Raw genomic sequence first — 18151 nt, forward strand, 5'->3', positions numbered from 1 at the left:
AGCCATCTCTCGCCAGCCTGTCGCTGTTGCGTGGTTCATGAACATGCGGTGCTCGGCGTTTTCGGAGGTAACTGCGGCGGTGCGGGAGCTGGCTGGTGGGGCGGAATCTATCGAACTCGAGTCCTAGGAAGATGTGGACTGAGGCGAATCGAGACACTGTGCGTCTAATGAGCAGACCGACGAGTTGCGTCTATTCAGGCGAGGTCGACGCAAGCGTGGCCAGGAACTTGGCAGTGGCATGGTAAGCCTGAATTATGTGGGCGTCGGCTCGCGCCAGCGACGCGGACAGATCCACGCCTACTATCCGGCCGATGAGGCGGGGGGCCGCAGTCGGAGCTGGGCGGCCCAGGGGCAGGCAATGAACTGTTGCCTTGTCGCCGATAGCATCGAGTTGGTGGTGAAATCGAGCGCTGAACCCGGTGATTGTAGGCACCGGCGCGATCCAGCGCAGAACCTCCACGGGGCCACGAGGGCGCCTGAGATCGGTGGCGGGCAAGACATAAATCGTACGGGCGCCGAGTTTCACGGCGCGTTGGATCGGTATAGGATCTGCGAATGCTCCATCGATGAGCTCGCGTCCGTCGACCTGAGCGGGCGGAAGCACCCAGGGGCCGGCCATCGAGGCTAAAAGAGCTGGCAACAACGGACCGGAAGTCAGCCAGTGGGTGCGGGTGGGGTGCGCGAGATCGATGGCCGGGCACTGGAACCGCACCTGTAGATCTTCGAATTTGGCGGCCGGTAGATGTCTTTGCAGAGCTGCGGCGACTTCGTCCCGGGACCGTTGTTGTAGAGGCGGCCAGTAGGGACGGGCAAGCGAGTATGTCCACAGGCCCGCAAGGCGAGGAGAGGAAACGAACTCCAGCCAGAATTCTCGCACGGCGCGCAGGCCGTCGGCATCTGGCTTTGCTGCGAAAAACGCGCCGAGGGCTGCGCCTGCGGAGGCTCCGAGTATCAGGTCCGGCCGGATTTCTGCCTCCAGTAAGGCAGCCAGCATCCCGATCTCAGCACTTGCCTCTTTGCCGCCGCCCGACAGGACGAAAGCGGTTACCGATCTATCAGCCATATCTCACATCCTGCGAACGATTAAACAGCTGGCTGTGAAGCCGGCGGTCACGGCGTCTTCTGCCGTAGATAGCCGTGCGGATAGCCACTCGGCTGCGCAGAAAATGTAGATCCCTGATCCTCTTTGGCTTGGAGTCCACCGCTATCGAAGCCTGACGAAGCCGAGATAATTCGTCCGATGTTGCTTCGACTGTCAGGTCTCGGCTCCGGCGAGTTGCATTATTTCGCCCATCTTCTCTTCGAGTAGGTCGCGGAACAGTGCCCCATCGGTGAATACCGCAGGGTCGAGGTGTAGAGCGATCGACCAGTGGTCCAGGTGATAGACCATGGTGGCGTTGCATGGGCTGGTTCCACGCGGTGCGAAGCATATACTGGAAACCCATTGGGCGCCTGCCAGGAACGAGGGGCGGCGCACGCCGTTGACAACGCTGATCACAGCGTCGGTCATGCCGCCGGCGTACGGCGCGATGGCATCGACCCAGATACCGGGAACCCAGCTGCCGGCGGTGGCGAGAATGGGGACGTAGTCATCGAAGTAACTCGTGCGTGTCTCCATGAGCTGTTTATGTATGGATTGGATGCGCTGAACGACTGTCGTGCCGTCGAGCGATACCTTGAGTGGCGTCAATCCGAAGAAGTTTCCGGAATCGTTGTTCCCTGGGCGACGCAGATTCACCGGAACGTTGACAGTAATGGTGTTGGTCGGCCTGCGGTTATCTCGACTGTAATCGCGATATGCGTCGGCGAATGCGGCAAGGTAAACTGCGGCGGTTCCGGCGTGGGCAACCCGGGCGGCATTACTCAGCGCGTCGCTGTCAACTCGTATGACCTCGAAGTGGGGTGAGGGGCTGCTCGCGCGCGGAAAAGAGGGAAAAGACGGCCCTGGCACTGTGTAGAAGTTTTTGAGAAGCCGTGTCATTCGACGCGGGACCTGAGCCATGTCCTGAGCGGACAGCGTGGGCATCTTCTTCATTTGAGTAAACGCCCAGCTGGCATTGCGGTAGGTGTCGTAAGCAGCCGAAACCATGCTGACACCCATTTTCACGGGCAGCTCGGCGGCCGCGGCCAGGGGGGTGGCCGGCACCCGCCGGCTTTCGGACAGCGGCTCTACTCCGGCGTGACGTGCGGTCCTTTGCTCGGTCTCCCTGGTGGGCGAGGTGAGCTGCTCGAACAACCATGCGCTGCCGATCCCGTCAGCCAGACTGTGGTGCCACCGGATGACGAGTGCGGCCTTGTCCGACTCGTGCCCTTCGATCAGCACCGCGTCCCACGGCGGGCGAGCCGGATTGAGCTCCTCGGCGGCCGCTCGTTCGGCATAGTCGAGGATTTGACGCAGATCTCCCGGTGCGGGTAGGGCGATCCTGCTGAGATGGTTGGTGATCCGGAACCCCGGATCCGGTGCCCACGCCGGCGGCCCGGCGTCGAATAGTGGTTCGACGACGCGATGTGCCAGTCGGGGCGCCTTCCTGATGGCGTAATGGAAACAGTCCAGTAGACGTTCCCACTCCGGCACCGTATCCAGCAGCCAGATATCGACGAGGTTCATTCTGGTCAGCGGATTCCGGCCGACCCTCCACATCAAAGCGTCGGTGCCGCTCATCGGCCCAGGCGTCGACCAACCAGGAAGTGACGTACTGCCCTTGCTCACAATGACGACCTCTCGCATCTGCTAATACACGCATAGACAAGCGCGCGCAGCTGGCTCACGCGAAAGTTGATCGAGCGCGCACCGAGCCGAATTAATAATCGCATGCACAGTGATCTATTTCTGTTAATGCATAGAATTTCTTATCGGATCTTCAACCGTCACTCAACCATAGATTAGTTGACCGAGGTGGTCAACAGGTTCGAGCGCGTCGATGGGCCATCGGCCGCCGTTCTCGGCGCCCGCTCTGTCGCCTTAATCGGAGATATGAAACCGACTGGTATCACTATTTTTCCGCTTGAAAAGTTGATTTCCCTCGTTCAGCGAACTGCAAGCTCGCCCCGGATTTGCAGCTGTGAGTACATTTCGACCGCGGCCGTCCGATCACTCGCAAACCCTGCGCATCATATAATCCGCCGACGTCATATCTTCATGTCTCATTTTTTTCGAGCCGGTTGCTCCTCGGCGGTGGGAAATTGCTGCCTCATAACGCAAGCAGCATTGACCGAGCGCAGTTCGCCCACGATTCGCCGCTCAGCACGCCTGCCCCCGCCTTTGCCTCGCATTTCTTTGCTAACCCACCTGTGTCACTACTAGTCGCTGGGTATCTTCATTACATGGTTCGCTCAATTTCCTGGGCAGCAGCAACTTTGGCCGATGCCGTTTCGTCACAGGCTCAAGCGCGGCCGAATGCCCTCACGACTTTTCCCGGCACCCGGCAGAAGATCACTCTCGCCGAACTGGAGGTGGCGTCTGCGCGGTTCGGGCATGGGCTGATCGGGGCCGGCGTCGAACCGGGTGACGTCGTCGGGCTGCTGTTGCCGATCGGGTCCGAACTGCTGGTTTCCCTGCTGGGAACTGTAAGTGCGGGCGCGGTGGCGACCGTGCTGCCGGTCGGGCCCGGGGATGCTCGATCGACCGCGCGACGGCTATTGCCGTTGGTATGTGCCTCCGATATGCGCGCGGTGGTCACTGACGACGCCTTCGATGCGGTGGCGGCCGAGTTGTCCTGTGCACGATCAGGTCTCGTGATTGTGCCGGCCTCGGAGAGCCGTCCCGGTGCCGGGGCGCTTCCGCGGGTATCCGGGGCGGATCTGGCCGTCTTGCAGTTCACCTCTGGCAGTACGATGGCGCCGCGTGGAGTGGGACTGACCCACAGCAATATCTTGGCGGGATTGGCCGCCATCGCGATATCGGCGGAAATGACTCCGGCGGACGTATGGGTACAGTGGACACCGCCCTACCACGATCTGGGTTTGTTCGGGATGCTGACCAGTGTGCTCAACGGCGGCACCACCCACGCGATGGCACCGCAGGACTTCGTCCGCCGCCCGGAAAGGTTCCTGTCGCTGATCGCCGAGACGGGCGGCACCCTGACCACCGGCCCGAACTTCAGCTACGACCTGCTGAACCGCGCCGCCACAGCGGGCAAGGCACGCGAGCTTGATCTGTCGAGTTGGCGGCTGGCGTTCAACGGGGGCGAGCCGATCTCGGCGCAGACCGTCGAAACCTTCGCGACAGTGTTTGCTGAGGCTGGGGTCGGTCCGTCGGTGATGTACCCGGTCTACGGGATGGCCGAGTCGACGCTGGCCATCTCGTTCCCCGCGCCGGGAACTGTGCCGAAGGCCACCTGGGTGGAACGGGAAGACCTCGGCGCGAAAGGTGTTGCCAGGCAGGTGGATCGGTCCGATCCAGCCGCGGTCGGCCTTGTGTGTGTCGGAAGGCCGGTCGCCGGTATGCAGCTTCGGATCCTCGCTGAGGAGACCGTGTGCGACGAATGCCGGCTCGGCGAGATTCAGCTGCGAGGTCCGGCGGTCACCTCCGGCTATTACCGCAATGCCCAGGCCACCGCCCAGTTGTGCACCGACGGCTGGCTGCGTACCGGCGATCTGGGCTTCTGGCTCGACGGCGAACTCTATGTGGGTGGCCGGATCAAGGAGATGGTTATCGTCAACGGCTGCAACTACTTTCCCACCGATGTCGAACAACTGGCCCGGCGGGTGCCCGGCGTGTATCGAGGTCACCTCGTCGCGTTCGCCGATACCGCCGCAGACGGCGGCGAGTGCATCGGCCTGATCGCCGAGACCGATCTGCCCGAACACCGGCATCATGAGCTGGCGAGCGCGATTCGTGAGCGGGTCACCGCAACGATCGGCACCACGCGCCTCGAGGTGCACCCGGCACCGCCGCACTTCCTGACTCGTTCGACCAGCGGCAAATGGCAACGGCTTTCCGCCGCCGAGCGCATCGGGGCATCGCGCCGTTCTCACTCCCGAGGCGAGACGTCATGACACCCGAGACGACCCGCAGCCCCGCCTGCCCGGTCGCGGGCAGCATGCACGTTGTCCCGCATGGCTGTTCGCGTGACATTCACACTATTCTGAGCGACCTGCCGGGCCCGATCGATCGTGTGATCGTGTTGGACGATCTGCCGGTGTGGGTGGTTACCGGATACGACAATGTCCGCGACGTGCTCGCCGACGAGCACTTGGTGAAAGACCCCTTGCGTCTGCCGCCCGCGGTGCATCCGTTTCGCGGGCGACGCTACCCCGAGGACGGGTACTCACTCGGTGGCCGACATCTGATCAGTTCCGACGCCGCCGACCACACCCGCCTGCGCAAGATCAGCACACCGTTGCTGTCGCGGCGCGCTGTGCAGCAGTGGCGTCCCGACATCGAGAACACCACCGGCGATCTGCTGCGCGCGATCCTCGAGCACGGGGCAGGAGAGCTGGTCGGCGAGCTGTTCGAACCCCTGTCCACCACAATCATCTGCCGTGTCCTCGGCATCCCCGCCACCGCCGAGCAGACCGTCCTGGCCGGCAGCCGCACTCTGTTGGGGCCGTACCATCCGCGCGATCCCCAGTATCTGCGCGCCTCGGCAGACCTGCAGCAGTTGCTGACCGAGCTGCTGAGTGAGCGCGCCGACCGTCCCGGCACGGACACAGATCTGGCCAGCGCCGCCGCCGCGGCCTGGCAGAACGGAACGGTCAGCCTGCGTGACGCTTTGGGCGTCGTGCGCCAATTCATCACCGCGAACACCATCAACACCGCGTCGGTGCTCGCGCGCACCGCGGTCACCGTGCTCAGCGATCGACAGCTCGCGGAAACCGTTGCCAGCGAACCGGACTCGGTTGCTGCGGTGACCGAGGAACTGTTACGGCTGCAATCCTCGGCTCCCTTGGCGACCTGGCGGTTCGCGCCCGAGCCGATGACATTGTTCGGTGCGCGCCTCGCCGCCGGAGACATCGTCTTGGCCGCGGTGGACACCGCCGATCACGATCCCGCGGTCTATCCCGACCCGCATGAGCTGATCCCCAACAGAGCGGGGCCGCCCCATCTGGCCTTCGGGTACGGGCGCCACTACTGCGCCGGTGCCGAACTGGCGCGCCTGGAGATCCAGGCTGTGCTCCTCGCGCTCGCCCGGCACGCCCATCAGTTGGAGCTGGCCGAAGCACCCGAGCAGTTGCCGTGGACGGCCATGGTGCTGTGCCACGGCATCGCCCGTGTCCCCGTCACCGCGCACCCGCAGGAGAAAGGAGATTCAGCATCATGACAGAGCTATCGGCGGTCTCGCCCGATGACCGCGGCACAACCTCCGACCACACGAGGGAGCCGATTCCGGGGCTGCCGTTCATGGACATCCGCGCCTGTGTCGAGCCGGCTGTGCAGCTCGGCGCCGACCGAGGATGGAATCTCGCCGATGTGCGATGGGACGCGATCCAACCCGGCACGCTGACCAAATCCGATGAATTCGTCATCCGCTTCACCACGTTCATCGAAGACCACATCCCCGGCTATGTGACCTCGCTGCTGGAGAACTTTCCCGTCGTCGGAGAAGACATCGACCTCGACGAGTTCTGCGGCAACCGCGAATACTTCCGATTCCTGGTGGCGTGGGCTTACGACGAGGAACGCCACGCCTCCGCGCTCACCCACTACCAGACCGCCGCGGGGTTGGCCGACGAGGAAGAGCTGCTGCGCGAGCTGGCTGCCGAGGGCCGCAAGCAGTTTCAGGAACTACCGGACACGCCCCTGGAAGCCTTCGTTTACACCATGGTGCAGGAAAAGGCCACCCATCTGTTCTATCAGCGCTTCCACGCCGTCGCCCGGGAGCCTGTCCTGCGTGATCTCCTGCAACGACTCGGCCGCGACGAGGCCAGGCACTTCTCGCTCTACCGCGACCTGGTCGCCGCCTACCTGCGCCGCCACGGAACACGCACCCTCCCGCACGTGAAGAACGTGCTGGAGAACTTCAAGATGCCGCTGACCGCCAGCCTGACCGATTACTGGAAGTGGTCACTGTGCGCGCCGAAGAGTGTCCGGTTCGATGTCACCGACGCTTACGAACCGGTCGGTCGCCTCGTCCGCGAGCTAGTCGATTCCCCTGGAAATCCCGACGTGGACGACCTGCTGTCGTTCATCACCGAAATGAGGCAGCTCGCGTGACACACAACGAAACCCACACCTCCAGCGAAGTCACCGACACCGTCCTGGGCATGTTCGGCACCGAACTCGACACGCAGGTGCGTTCGCAAGACGCGATCTCAGACCTTTCCTCGATCGACTCGGTGAGGCTCATGCGCTTGATCACCCAGCTCGAAGACCACTATGGCATCAGCCTCGATGACGACGCGGTATTCACGGTAACCACCGTCGGCGACCTGATCGATCTCATCAGCACCACACTGGAAAGCCGATTATGAGTCCGCGCCACTCGGCATCGCGTCCCGCAGTGCAGCCAAATTCCGGCGCGTACGCCATCGCGGCAACGCCGACGAACAGCGGTTGACGCACGACGGCATCGGGGTCAATGGGACTGTCGGATTAACCCGACAGTCCCGCGGGGCGCGCTCAGGCCGATGAACGAGAGCTCGGCCTCAAGTTTCGGATCGCTCTGCTCTGCAAGGCCGGAGCGCTGAGCTGGCCGGATTTGATTTGCTTTGATCGTCATCAAAGCTGTTGGTGCCGCGCAGGTTTCCTCTCGTCGAAAGGTTGGCAGGTGAGTACGTCGACGCACGCAGACAACTCGCATTACAGCTCGTCGGCTGTCCGCAGCCGTTCGGTTAGGTCCTGGTTGGGGGCCGGTGGAACCTGCTGGAATCGTTCGGCACCGTGGGCGACTGCTTCGATAACGCCGTCATGGAATCGTTCTGGGGACGCATGCAAACCGAGTTACTCGATACCCGAAAGTGGTCCACGACACTGGAATTGACCATCGCGATGGCCGACAACATCGATAACTTCTACAACGTGCAACGCCGGCACAGCTATCTCGGCCAGCTCAGCCCTGCCGAGTATGAGATGCTCTGGCACGACATCCAACCAAGCTCTCAACTCTCATAACGGCGGCCTACCGCCAGGGGGCCACATCAAGCGGACCGAATCATGGGGTCCGTCAACGAGACCCGCGGATCGGTCCACCATCCGCGCGAGCAATTGGTGAACGCAGGATGAATATGGTCGGCGGTTCCGCGCTACATGGACGAGGCGTGCATTCTGTGAACGTAGACATCGAATTCGGCTGTCAAGACTGTGGTTTCGCCGTGAGCGAGTGTGCCGGACAGGCGTATCAGCGCATGCTGGGGATGACTGTAGGTGGCCTCCGCGATGCGGAGGGTGCCCCGTAGCGTGGCACCAGCGGCTATCGGGTTCGTAAATCGGATGTCTCGTATACTTCGGCACCCGATGATCGACCAGTCTCGGTAGGCCCTCAGAGCTGCTAGACGTTGGAACACGGCCAGGGTATGTATTCCGCTGGCAATCATCTCGTCGGACGGACGCGTTGCGCCGACGTCGCAGTCGGTGTGAAGTCGTTGGGGGTCCCATTGTCCGGCGAAGGTGGAAATATCTGCACCGGTCAGCGTGTACTGACCGAGGTCGATTGTCGTGCCGACCTGGAGGTCGTCGGCGTAAAGGATATTTCTCCGCTGGTTCGGGTCGGTGAGCGGGCTCGTCGCGGTTGACGCCGAGCCGGGTGCGTTCGGCGCAGGCGGGGCGGCTTGTTCGGCAGCCAGGCACCACACTCTTCGGTCGTCAGAAGGGTCGGTTCCGGCGAACGGGGGTACCGGCCGGTTGTGGGTTGCGGCCAAGTCCCGGATGTCGTGGGTGTCTGCAGTCCAACCGAAGCGTGCGAGCCATCGGGTGGGTTCGTCGAGCTGGGAGAGCCAGGGTTCGCCCAGTGTCGCGACCAGTTTCGCCACTGTGCGGCCTTCCTGCGCGGACTGGGCGGCGTGGTTGACGTGCTCGACCAGCAGCGTGCTGCCCGAAGCGCTGTGCGCGGTGAGGGTGGTGAGTAACTGGTTGCCTTGTTCAGCAGTCAAATACAGTAAGAGGCCCTCGGCCAGCCATGCGGTGGGCTCGCCGGGATCGAAACCGCCCCGGATCAGGGGCGCTGTCCAGTCATTGGTCAGATCGGTGGGTACGACTACTCGTCGGCATGTTGGTTTATTGGGAGAACCGGCGAGCACCGCCTCCTTGAACTCCAGCATTCCGGGGCGGTCGATCTCGAACACCGTTGTGCGGGAAGGCCAATCCAGTCGATGTGTCCGGCTATCGAGTCCCGAGCCGAGGATTACGCACTGTCTGCCACCGGCCTCGGCGAAACGCAGTAGCTGTTCGTCGAAGAACCGGGATCGGAGGGTGAACATGTCCCCGAGCAGATGCGCGATGTCGTCATCCACTGCAGGTGCCAGGCGGCGTCTTGCAGCGGCCGTGAGGAACACCTCGGCCAGGGGATCGTTGATGAGCGGGTCGGGTCGGCGGCTTTCGGCCATACGCCCGGCGGCGGCCAGAATGGCGGTGGCGCTGATATCTCCCGGAGCGAAGGGGTTCCCGCGCGTCACCTCACCCATTGCCAGTCTCCACCGTCGCGGAGGCCATCGCAGCCGTCACGATAGATGCGATGGTCTCGAGGGTCGGTTTGTTCCAGAACACTGTGGGAGGTAGGTCGATGTGGAAGCTGCGGTTGATTCGGGTTCGCAGCCGGACGGTGAGCACCGAGTCCATGCCGTAGTCCGAGAGGGGGCGATCGACATCGAGATCGGCGGGTGGCATATGTAGTTCCGCGCTAATCTGCTCGCGCAAATCAGACTCAATTGCCTGTGCGCGTTCGCCTTCCGAAAGCGATTTCCAGCTGTCTCGGCTGTCGTCGGGCTCCTCGGTGTCGCGTGCGGCCAACTCGGAGAGTACGGGTATGGGTACGGTGGCGTGTTCGGCTGGAAGGAGGGGGGTGACGACGAAATATGGGTCCGGGTAGCGTGCGGCGAATTGCCACGACCCGAACACGTCGGCGGTCGACAGGGCGCCCATGCCGCGGGCGTGTGCCTCTTCCATCGCTGCGGTATTGCCCACCGACATTCCGGTATTCAAGACGGTGGTCATAGCGAGGCTGAGGGCGCCCTTGCATCCCACAGCTCGGCGCCGGGCAGCGAACGCGTCGAGGAAGGCATTGGCTGCGGCATAGCCGGTTTGGCCGGTGACTCGTGCCAGCTGGCCACAGGAGGAGAACGAGACGAAGAAGTCGACCGTGCCGGGCGGGAAGATCCGGTCGAGCACCACGATGCCGCGGACTTTCGGCCGCATCACCCGTGCCAAGGTTTGCTCGGCGATGTCTTGGAGCAACGTGCCGTCGGAGGCTCCCGCGGCGTGCACGATTCCCCGGATCGGCGGCAGATCGAGCGCGGCCAGAGAAGTTTTGGTGCTGTCCAGGTCGGTGATGTCGAGAGCAACGACGTGAACCGAGACTCCTGCCGTTTCGAGGGCGCGGACCTCCGCGATCCGGCGAGCCGTTTCGAGGTGGTCGATGCTGTTCCATGTCTGCCGTGGGGGCAGCCCGTGTCGGCTGGTGAGAACCATGCGACGCGCACCACGCTCGGCGAGCCACTGCGCGGTTTTCAGTCCGAGTGCGCCGAGTCCGCCGGTGATCAGGTAACTGCTGCCGGCGTGGCATTCGAATTCCGGCCGGACTGGTGCGGTTTCGATGTGCTGCAGTCTGGGGACCAGCTCACCGTCAGCGGTCAGCGCGACGACGTCCTCGTTGGACTGATAGCCCACGACGTCAGCGACACAATGCAGGGGTAGGTCTGGATCCAGATCGACCAATCCGCCCCAGAACTCAGGGTATTCGCCCGCGATAATGCGGGCCGCGCCCCACAGCGCGCCGCCGGGGGCGTTGACTCCTGCTCGAACCCCTCTGGTCACACACCACAAGCTGTGTGGTCGCGCCGAACCGGAAGATGCCATCCTTTGTGCTGTTCGAACCAGTGCCCACGTGCTCTTTTCGGCGGTATCTTCCATCGGACCCTCTACCGAGGGGAGGACCACGACAGCGTCGGCACACGCGCTCATTGCATTGTCAGGACCATCTGCGAGCACGCAGTTGATTCCTTTGCCCCGATAGAACTCCAGCAGTTGTGAGAGCGCGCGGTGGTCGTCGCCGATGAGAACCACACTGCCCGGGATCTGTGGTGTTGCCGGATGGGGGCGGGGACGCCAGGCCAGTTGATGGACGAGGTCGTGCGGATGAGCCGGGGTGTTCGGCGTGCCTCCGACCGGCTTCAGTTGCAGGTGAAGCAACACGGCCCGCACGGTGCCGTCTTCGGTGAGCATCTGGAGGTCGACAGTGCCGTCTGGATGCTCGAGCCCGTGCACGAGTAGTCGTTGGTTCGGTTCGCCATTCAACGTGATGCCGCCGATGGTGCTGAGTACACGCTGCTGGGCGTCGTGGGGTGCGAGGATCTGAACGAGTGTGAGTGCAGCGTCGAGCAGCGGTGCCCATTGGGTGAGGGGTCCGCCCTGCCCCGAGGAGGAGATGACCGCGAGGAATTCGCTCTCACCGACCTGCGGATCTTCTGTGTGCCACTCCAAGCCGTAACTGGCGACACCGTTTCGGGCGAATGTTTCCTCGGCGTCCTCCCATCGCATGATCCGTCCACACCGCTGCCGGATCGCCGCAAGATCGGCACGTGCGACCGACGCCGTCGCCTGCGCGCGGACGACTGCGGCGGTGGCGTGGGTGGTGTGTTCCTCGAGGCCGGTGGAGGTCTGCTCGTCGCTGGATGTTCGGCTTGTCATACTCAGGCGCGCGGTGTGCAGCACAACCTGAACCTGTTGCGGTGTATCGAGCATCAGCGGAACGTGGAATTCGACGGTGTCCAGTCTGAGTGGCCATGCTGTGGGGTGCGTCCCGGCTGCAGCCGCGAGGAAGGTTGTGAGCAGCACTGCGGCCGGAAGGATCTCGACACCGAGTACCTGATGGTGTCCAGGGTAGGGGCGGCTGTCGAAGTCGGCTGTGGTCTCCCATACTCGCAGCGAAGGCGATCCGGCGATGTGGTGCCGGGCGCCGAGCAATATATGACTGCTGGCGTCATGTACCGCCGGGCGAACCGAGTGCTTCGCTGTCGGCTCGATCCAATAGGGGTGGTGTTGCCACGCCATTGTCGGCAGATCTACCCAGGTGTCGGTGGCGTAGGAACGTGACCAGTCCACTGCTGCCCCCTGGCAATGCAGCTGGGCGAGATTGCTCAACAGGGTCTTGGTTTCGGGTTGTCCGCGACGAAGACTGTGGGCGACGGTGGTCTGGTGGTGGCCGAACTCTTCGAGAATTTCGCTGATTGAATGGGCCACGATGGGATGAGTAGAGACTTCGACGAACATCCGATGCCCGTCCTCGGCAGCGGCCTGGATCGCTTCGAGGAATCGGACCGGTTCGCGCACGGCCTTGCCCCAATAGGTTCCGTCGCGAGGGGAATTCGATCGAGCATCCGGGGTCACGGTGCTGTACAGCGGAATCTTCGCGGCTTGCGGGTCCAGGCAGTCCGCCGCGGCGGCGGCCACCTTGCGCACGAACGGGTCGAGCAGAGCGGAATGGAACGCGATGGATGTATCGACGCGGCGCACCGCCAATCCTTCCGCCGACCACTGTTGTATGGCCTGGTCCAGGTTCGCGGTCGCACCCGATACGACCGTCCAGGTGGTCGAGGCCGAAACGGCGGCCTCGACCCCCGTGGGGGTTTGACCGTGAAGTTGCGCGAATGGCAGATTCACCATCGCCATCGCGCCTGTCCCCGCCGCGGAGGATAAGGCGACGGCGCGCCGACAGTTGAAACGTGCGGCGGATTCGAGATCGAGCACACCGGCTACCACCGCTGCGGCGATTTCGCCGGTTGAATGCCCGACGACCGCCCCTGCCCGCAATCCGCGATCGGCCCACACCTGTGCCAGCGCCATTTGCATGGCAAAGACCATCGACAGCGTGCGTTCAGGAGACGACCAGTCACCTGTGGCGATCGCGTCGCGGGGGCTGAAACCGCACTCCTGCTCGAAGATCGGCACCAGTCGATCGATCATGGAGGCGAAAACGGGCTCCTCTGCCAGCAAATGCCGGCCCATGCCCTGCCATTGCGCACCCTGACCGGAAAATACCCAGACTGGATCGCGCCGGTCGGTCGGCAGTATCCGCGTGCACTCGACTCCAACTCCCTTGCCCTGGGCCAAGTCCCGCAACGCTGTGCCGAGTTTTTCGATCTCTGAGGCAGTGATCGCGGACCGGACCTCCACATGGGAGCGTCGCAGGGCCAGCGTCGATGCTACGGCCGACAACCGGGTATCACGATGCTCGTCGAGCCAATCTGCCAACCGGGCGGCGTTGGCACGAACGGCGGACTCTGACCTGGCGGACAAAACGAAGACCTTCGGCCCGCCCCTGTCGACGGTGTGCGGCATGGAAGTCATGTCGGGAGCCTGTTCCACGATGAGGTGCGCGATCGCCCCACCGACGCCGAATCCTGAGACACCGGCCCGTCTCGGTCGGCTACCTTTCGGCCAGGCAGTCAGCGCCGAGACGACGCGAAGCCCAGAATCAGCCCAGTTGACCGCCGGGGTGAGTTCGGAATACACACTCGGTGGGATCTGCCCGTGCACCAGAGCAAGCACCGTTTTGATGAGTCCAGCTACCCCGGCCCCGGCTTCGAGATGGCCGATGTTCGGCTTCACCGAACCGATCAAACAGGGATTCTCAGCAGTCCTGTCCACACCGAAGAACCGGGACAGCGCCTGAACCTCGATCGGGTCACCGACCGGCGTGCCGGTGCCATGAGCTTCCACGTAGTCGATGCTCTTCGCGTCGATGCCCCACCGGGCGTATACCTTGCGTAACATCTGTTCCTGCGCTTCACCGTTAGGCACCATGAAGCCCTGCCCCGCCCCATCGTGAAAGGTCCCGGTCCCCCGGATGAGCGCCAGAACGTGGTCACCATCTCTGCGGGCGTCGACGTAGCGCTTCAACACAACTAACGCCGCGCCTTCTCCACGGCCGTAGCCATCGGCAGCAGAATCAAAGGTTTTGCATCGACCGTCGCGCGCGGTAGCACCGGTCCCCTCGAGCGCCACGGTAGACCCGGGTGCGGCGATCACATTCACCCCGCCCACGATCGCGGCCGGGATCTCACCGCGCCACAGATGCTGGCAAGCCAAATGTATCGCTGTGAGCGAACCAGCGCACGCGGTATCGACCGTCATGCTCGGTCCTCGCAGGTCCAGTGCGTAGGAAATCCGGTTGGAAATTCCGAACGAGTTCGCTCCGTTGACCGCCCACGCCTCCAAGTTCGGCAGATCAGCGCGCAGCCGCTCGGAATAGTCATGGCATGTGGACGCGACGAACACCCCCGCGTCGGTCCCACCCCAACGGAACGGCGGAATCCCCGCATGCTCCAACGCTTCCCACGCCAGCTCAAGGACAATCCGCTGCTGCGGATCTACCATCACCGCTTCTCTGGGGGAGATTCCGAAGAAGGCGGCATCGAACCCTTTGACATCATCGAGATAGGAGGCAAGTCGGGTCGTGCGCTGCCAAATCGCGTCGGCGGCAGGGTCTTCGGACTCCCAGCGATCATCAGGTAATTCAGAAACCGCGTGGCCACCCTCGACCAGCATCTTCCACAACTGTTCAGGGGTTTCGATGCCACCGGCGAAGCGACAGCTCATCCCGACCACCGCCACCGCGTCCATATCGTCGATCTGAGAAGTGGTGACGTCGATCATGATTGGCCCTCCCGGTCGTTCCGGTGCCTCACGCTCAAAATGATCTCAGAATTCAAGCTCCGCGTGGTGAAGGTGCTAACCCGACCATAGCGAATCTCAATTATACGAGAAATACCCCCACCGTGGGATCGAAAGGGGCTGCCACACGACCAACGGACAAGTTCGATCACGCGGTCTTACTCCGTTGGGGTTCCGATGTTCTCGTATCCACCAAGGCCAAACCCCTCGGGGCGGCCCGCCGTCGCCAACCCTCGATCTCAGCGGCGATCACGATTCGAGGCTGCACCAGATTCGACGGACCAGGACACTCCTCGACACCAACCAGACGGAAACTCAACATTCGGTTCGCGGCACCCGGATCACGCAGGGGCATCCCGCGCCCGCGGGAAGGCTCCGCTCATTTCGAGATGGCGGCTCTACAAGTTTCTTAGTAGCGGGATGGTCTGCGACCGGCTCAAACCGAGCTCGCCGCCGAACGCAACGCCAACGCGGCCCTGCGACGCATCACCGCCGAACTGTCCCTCGAGCTCGAACAGGCCCACACCGAGCTCGTCGCGGCAAGCCGGGTCACACGCAGCAAATCAGCACTGCCACGCAATCATTGACACTCAACGGGATGCCAAACGCGCAGAAAGCTTCTCCAGGAACGGGACTGCCCCCGGTTCGGTTGATCTTTGACCTGCCACAGGGTTTGTTACCCGTTTCGGTGTGAAGATCAGCGCCAACTGAGAGGCTCTGATCTCATGCCCCGACCGTATCCGCCGGAGTTCCGTTTGCGTGCCGTTGCGCTAGTGCGGGCCGGCAAGCCGATCACCACCGCCTCCACCGAGTTGGGATCAGCGCCGCGGCCCTGCACAACTGGGTCCGCCAGGACCAGATCGACCGTGGTGAACGCCCCGGTTACACCACTCCGGAGAACGCGGCGCTGGCCAAGGCCAACAAACGCATCCGCCAACTCGAAGTCGAGGTCGAAATCCTGCGCAAAGCGGCTGGGCTGCTCGGGGATCCGGCCTGCCCCAAAAGGATTCACCCGGTAATCGATGCCCTCGTCGATGCCGGACACCCGGCCAAGGTCTGCTGCCGCCTGCTGGGCGTCTCCGGACCCGGCTACTACAAATACCGCAACCGCCCGATGGCGCCGACCAAGATGCGCCGCCAATGGCTCACTGGGCTGATCCGAGAGGTCCATCGCGCATCACGCCAAACCTACGGATCACGAAGAGTCCACGCGGAACTGACCCGCGGAATGGGCATCGTGGTCAGCGAAAACCTCGTCGCGGAACTGATGAACCTGGCCGGCGTCGCAGGCCTTCCAGGACCGGCCAAGGTCAAACGACTGCGCGGCGTCGCGACCGGCGACGATCTCGTGCACCGCAAGTTCCACCGAATCAAGCCAAATGGGTTGTGGGTCACCGACATCACCGAACACCCCACACGAGAAGGGAAGGTCTACTGCTGCGCGGTGATGGACACCTTCAGCCGCAAGATCATCGGCTGGTCGATCGACAACTGCCAGGATTCAACCCTGGTCGTCAACGCCCTCGACATGGCCATCAAGAACCGGAAACCGTTGCCGGGCAGGATTGTTCACGCTGATCATGGCGTCCAGTTCACCTCTTGGGCGTTCACCAACAAGATTCGCGCCACCGGTCTGATGCCCTCGTTCGGGACGATCGGCGACGGCTACGACAACGCGATGATGGAATCGTTCTGGTCGAGCATGCAGATCGAGCTGTTGAACCGGAAGAAGTGGCGAACACGAGTGGATCTGGCGAACGCGATCTTCGACTACATCGAGATCTTCTACAACCGGCAACGCCGCCACTCCCAGCTCGACTATGTGTCGCCAGTCGAGCACGAGTTACGCTACGAACGCCAGTCCGCCACCGCCTGAGATTCACATCCTGGCGGGTAACGAAAGCTGGGGCAGGTCAGCGAGTCAACCGAACTCGGGGCAGTCCCAACCGACTGAAACCGGTATCGAAATCGCCCCCGGAAAATAGCAAGTTCGTCACGCTCGGCCTTGGCGATGACGAGGTACTCGAGCTTGCCGAATGCGGCCAACTGCTGTTCGGGAGAGGGGGTCCCCGGCGGCAGCGGCGCGAGGTGCCAGTGAACATGCGCGACTTCCTGCATGCTGCCGAAGCTGAACACGTAGAGGCGCTCGGAGGGCGTGATCTCGGCCAGGACCCGACCGAGGCGCTGACAGCGTTGTTGCAGAGCGAGGTAGTCGTCCTCGGTGAAGTCCGACACGATGTTGGTCGCGTGGCGCCGGGGTGCGAGCAGGCAGTAGCCGTAGAGGCGAGGGTAGGGCGAAAATAACACGACGCAGTGTTCGTCACGATAGGCGACAGTTTCGCGCTTCCGAGTTGTCTTCTCCTCGGCCAGTTCGCAGATGAAGCTCCGACCGGCAGCGGTCTCGGACTGGACCCGGTCTACGTAGACATCCGCATCGATCGTCGCGGTCGGCCGCCGAAGATGGTGCGGGCACTGCGTGTTTCAGGGTGCCGGCGAAAGCCGCCTCGATCCGATGTCGCGTTTGCTCAGCTGTCTCGCAGCGAACCAGGGTCAGCAGACTCCCGTGCAGGTTTGCCGGTGTCGGGACAGCTTTTCGCCGGGGGTCAGTCGCGGGTTTGCTGTGCCGTGGTGTTGAGGAGTTTGCTCATGGCGCCCGCGAAGTCGGGGTTCATTTCGGTATGGAACAGGTGGGAGCCAGAAACTATGTGGTCGGAAAATTCTGCGGTGGTGTGTGGTCTCCAATGCCGCACGATCTCGTACGGCACGAAGTTGTCGTTGCTGCCGGCGAATACGTGGATCGGACTGCTGATCGGCTCGTCGGTGGGGCATGTGTAGCTGGAGAGGAGTTTCAAATAGTAGCGGGTCTGGGAGATGAGAGGTGTCATCAGCTCCGGATGTCGGAGGATGATCGGAGAAACGCTGCCGTGCTCGATGAAGAATTGAATGACTCGCTCGTCCGGCCAGTTGAGAGCTGTTTCGTACCACTCCGAACTCAGATGAGGGGCCCTGCTGGCACCCAGAATGAGGCATTCCGGCATCCGTTCGCCTTTGCGCATCCGCGTTCGGACGAAGCCGTGGGCGAGAAGTCCGCCCATGCACTGGCCGTATATCGCGTAAGGCGCATCGAGAAGCGGACCCAGGTGGGTGTCCAGGTCGTAGAGGAGGGTGTCCCGGTCGTCGATGGAAGGCTCCGCGCTGCGCTCACCGTAGCCGGGGAGATGGACCGGCAGTATGGAGATTTCGGGGCCGAATGCGCCGATCCACTTGGCGAACGGTGCGGGGGAACCGCCGGCCTCACGGAAGCAGAACACTCGGAGGCGGGCTGCGGGGTCGGGGGATGCGGTCAGGTAGGGCGTCGCGGTCATGGCGTGTTCCTCCGTCGGG

12 protein-coding genes are annotated in these 18151 nt (G+C 63.0%); 6 read left to right on the top strand and 6 right to left on the bottom strand.

Annotation, left to right across the window (positions count from 1 at the left end; genetic code table 11):
• Nucleotides 1-190: 190 nt before the first annotated feature.
• Together IBX22_RS35560 and IBX22_RS35565 are read right to left on the bottom strand one after the other, a co-directional pair.
• Complete coding sequence (locus IBX22_RS35560) at nucleotides 191-1063, bottom strand: patatin-like phospholipase family protein (protein ID WP_194820219.1); 873 nt, start codon at nucleotides 1061-1063, stop codon at nucleotides 191-193.
• A gap of 192 nt (nucleotides 1064-1255) precedes the next feature.
• A complete protein-coding gene (locus IBX22_RS35565) occupies nucleotides 1256-2662 on the bottom strand; it encodes a wax ester/triacylglycerol synthase domain-containing protein (RefSeq protein WP_194820220.1) in 1407 nt (468 codons plus the stop codon).
• Nucleotides 2663-3162: 500 nt separating this feature from the next.
• On the opposite strand from IBX22_RS35565, the gene IBX22_RS35570 reads away from it, so the two are divergent.
• The 5 genes from IBX22_RS35570 (at nucleotide 3163) to IBX22_RS35590 (ending at nucleotide 8053) form a co-directional block, all read left to right on the top strand.
• A complete protein-coding gene (locus IBX22_RS35570) occupies nucleotides 3163-4998 on the top strand; it encodes an AMP-binding protein (protein WP_194820221.1) in 1836 nt (611 codons plus the stop codon).
• Complete coding sequence (locus tag IBX22_RS35575; RefSeq protein WP_194820222.1) at nucleotides 4995-6263, top strand: cytochrome P450; 1269 nt, start codon at nucleotides 4995-4997, stop codon at nucleotides 6261-6263. Before IBX22_RS35570 ends, IBX22_RS35575 begins: the two co-directional genes overlap by 4 nt.
• Complete coding sequence (locus IBX22_RS35580; protein WP_228540134.1) at nucleotides 6260-7156, top strand: acyl-ACP desaturase; 897 nt, start codon at nucleotides 6260-6262, stop codon at nucleotides 7154-7156. The genes IBX22_RS35575 and IBX22_RS35580 overlap by 4 nt, the downstream gene beginning before the upstream one ends.
• Nucleotides 7153-7413 (top strand): acyl carrier protein, encoded by a 261-nt coding sequence (locus tag IBX22_RS35585; RefSeq protein ID WP_194820223.1) that lies wholly within the window; start codon nucleotides 7153-7155, stop codon nucleotides 7411-7413. Before IBX22_RS35580 ends, IBX22_RS35585 begins: the two co-directional genes overlap by 4 nt.
• A gap of 409 nt (nucleotides 7414-7822) precedes the next feature.
• Nucleotides 7823-8053 (top strand): integrase core domain-containing protein, encoded by a 231-nt coding sequence (locus IBX22_RS35590; RefSeq protein WP_309234924.1) that lies wholly within the window; start codon nucleotides 7823-7825, stop codon nucleotides 8051-8053.
• A 131-nt stretch (nucleotides 8054-8184) separates the two neighbouring features.
• On the opposite strand, the gene IBX22_RS35595 is transcribed toward IBX22_RS35590, so the two are convergent.
• On the bottom strand, nucleotides 8185-9561 hold the full coding sequence (locus IBX22_RS35595) for an SAM-dependent methyltransferase (RefSeq protein WP_194820225.1): 1377 nt from the start codon (nucleotides 9559-9561) through the stop codon (nucleotides 8185-8187).
• The gene (locus tag IBX22_RS35600) at nucleotides 9554-14749 is read right to left on the bottom strand and encodes a type I polyketide synthase (protein ID WP_194820226.1); all 5196 of its coding nucleotides are present in this window, start codon (nucleotides 14747-14749) and stop codon (nucleotides 9554-9556) included. Before IBX22_RS35600 ends, IBX22_RS35595 begins: the two co-directional genes overlap by 8 nt.
• A 743-nt stretch (nucleotides 14750-15492) precedes the next feature.
• Here IBX22_RS35600 and IBX22_RS35605 point away from each other — a divergent pair.
• Nucleotides 15493-16643, top strand: a protein-coding gene (locus IBX22_RS35605; protein ID WP_194820227.1) for an IS3 family transposase whose coding sequence is annotated in 2 segments (ribosomal slippage) — nucleotides 15493-15580 and nucleotides 15580-16643 — 1152 coding nt in all. Because the reading frame shifts where the segments join, the coding sequence is not laid out codon by codon here.
• On the opposite strand, the gene IBX22_RS35610 is transcribed toward IBX22_RS35605, so the two are convergent.
• Together IBX22_RS35610 and IBX22_RS35615 are read right to left on the bottom strand one after the other, a co-directional pair.
• The gene (locus IBX22_RS35610; protein ID WP_309234931.1) at nucleotides 16616-17206 is read right to left on the bottom strand and encodes an HIT family protein; all 591 of its coding nucleotides are present in this window, start codon (nucleotides 17204-17206) and stop codon (nucleotides 16616-16618) included. The genes IBX22_RS35605 and IBX22_RS35610 overlap by 28 nt on opposite strands.
• Before the next feature lie 164 nt (nucleotides 17207-17370).
• Nucleotides 17371-18132, bottom strand: coding sequence for a thioesterase II family protein (locus tag IBX22_RS35615; RefSeq protein ID WP_194820229.1), 762 nt, complete (start codon nucleotides 18130-18132; stop codon nucleotides 17371-17373).
• Nucleotides 18133-18151: the final 19 nt, after the last annotated feature.

It is taken from the genome of Nocardia sp. XZ_19_385 (genome assembly GCF_015355755.1).
Classification (GTDB): domain Bacteria; phylum Actinomycetota; class Actinomycetes; order Mycobacteriales; family Mycobacteriaceae; genus Nocardia.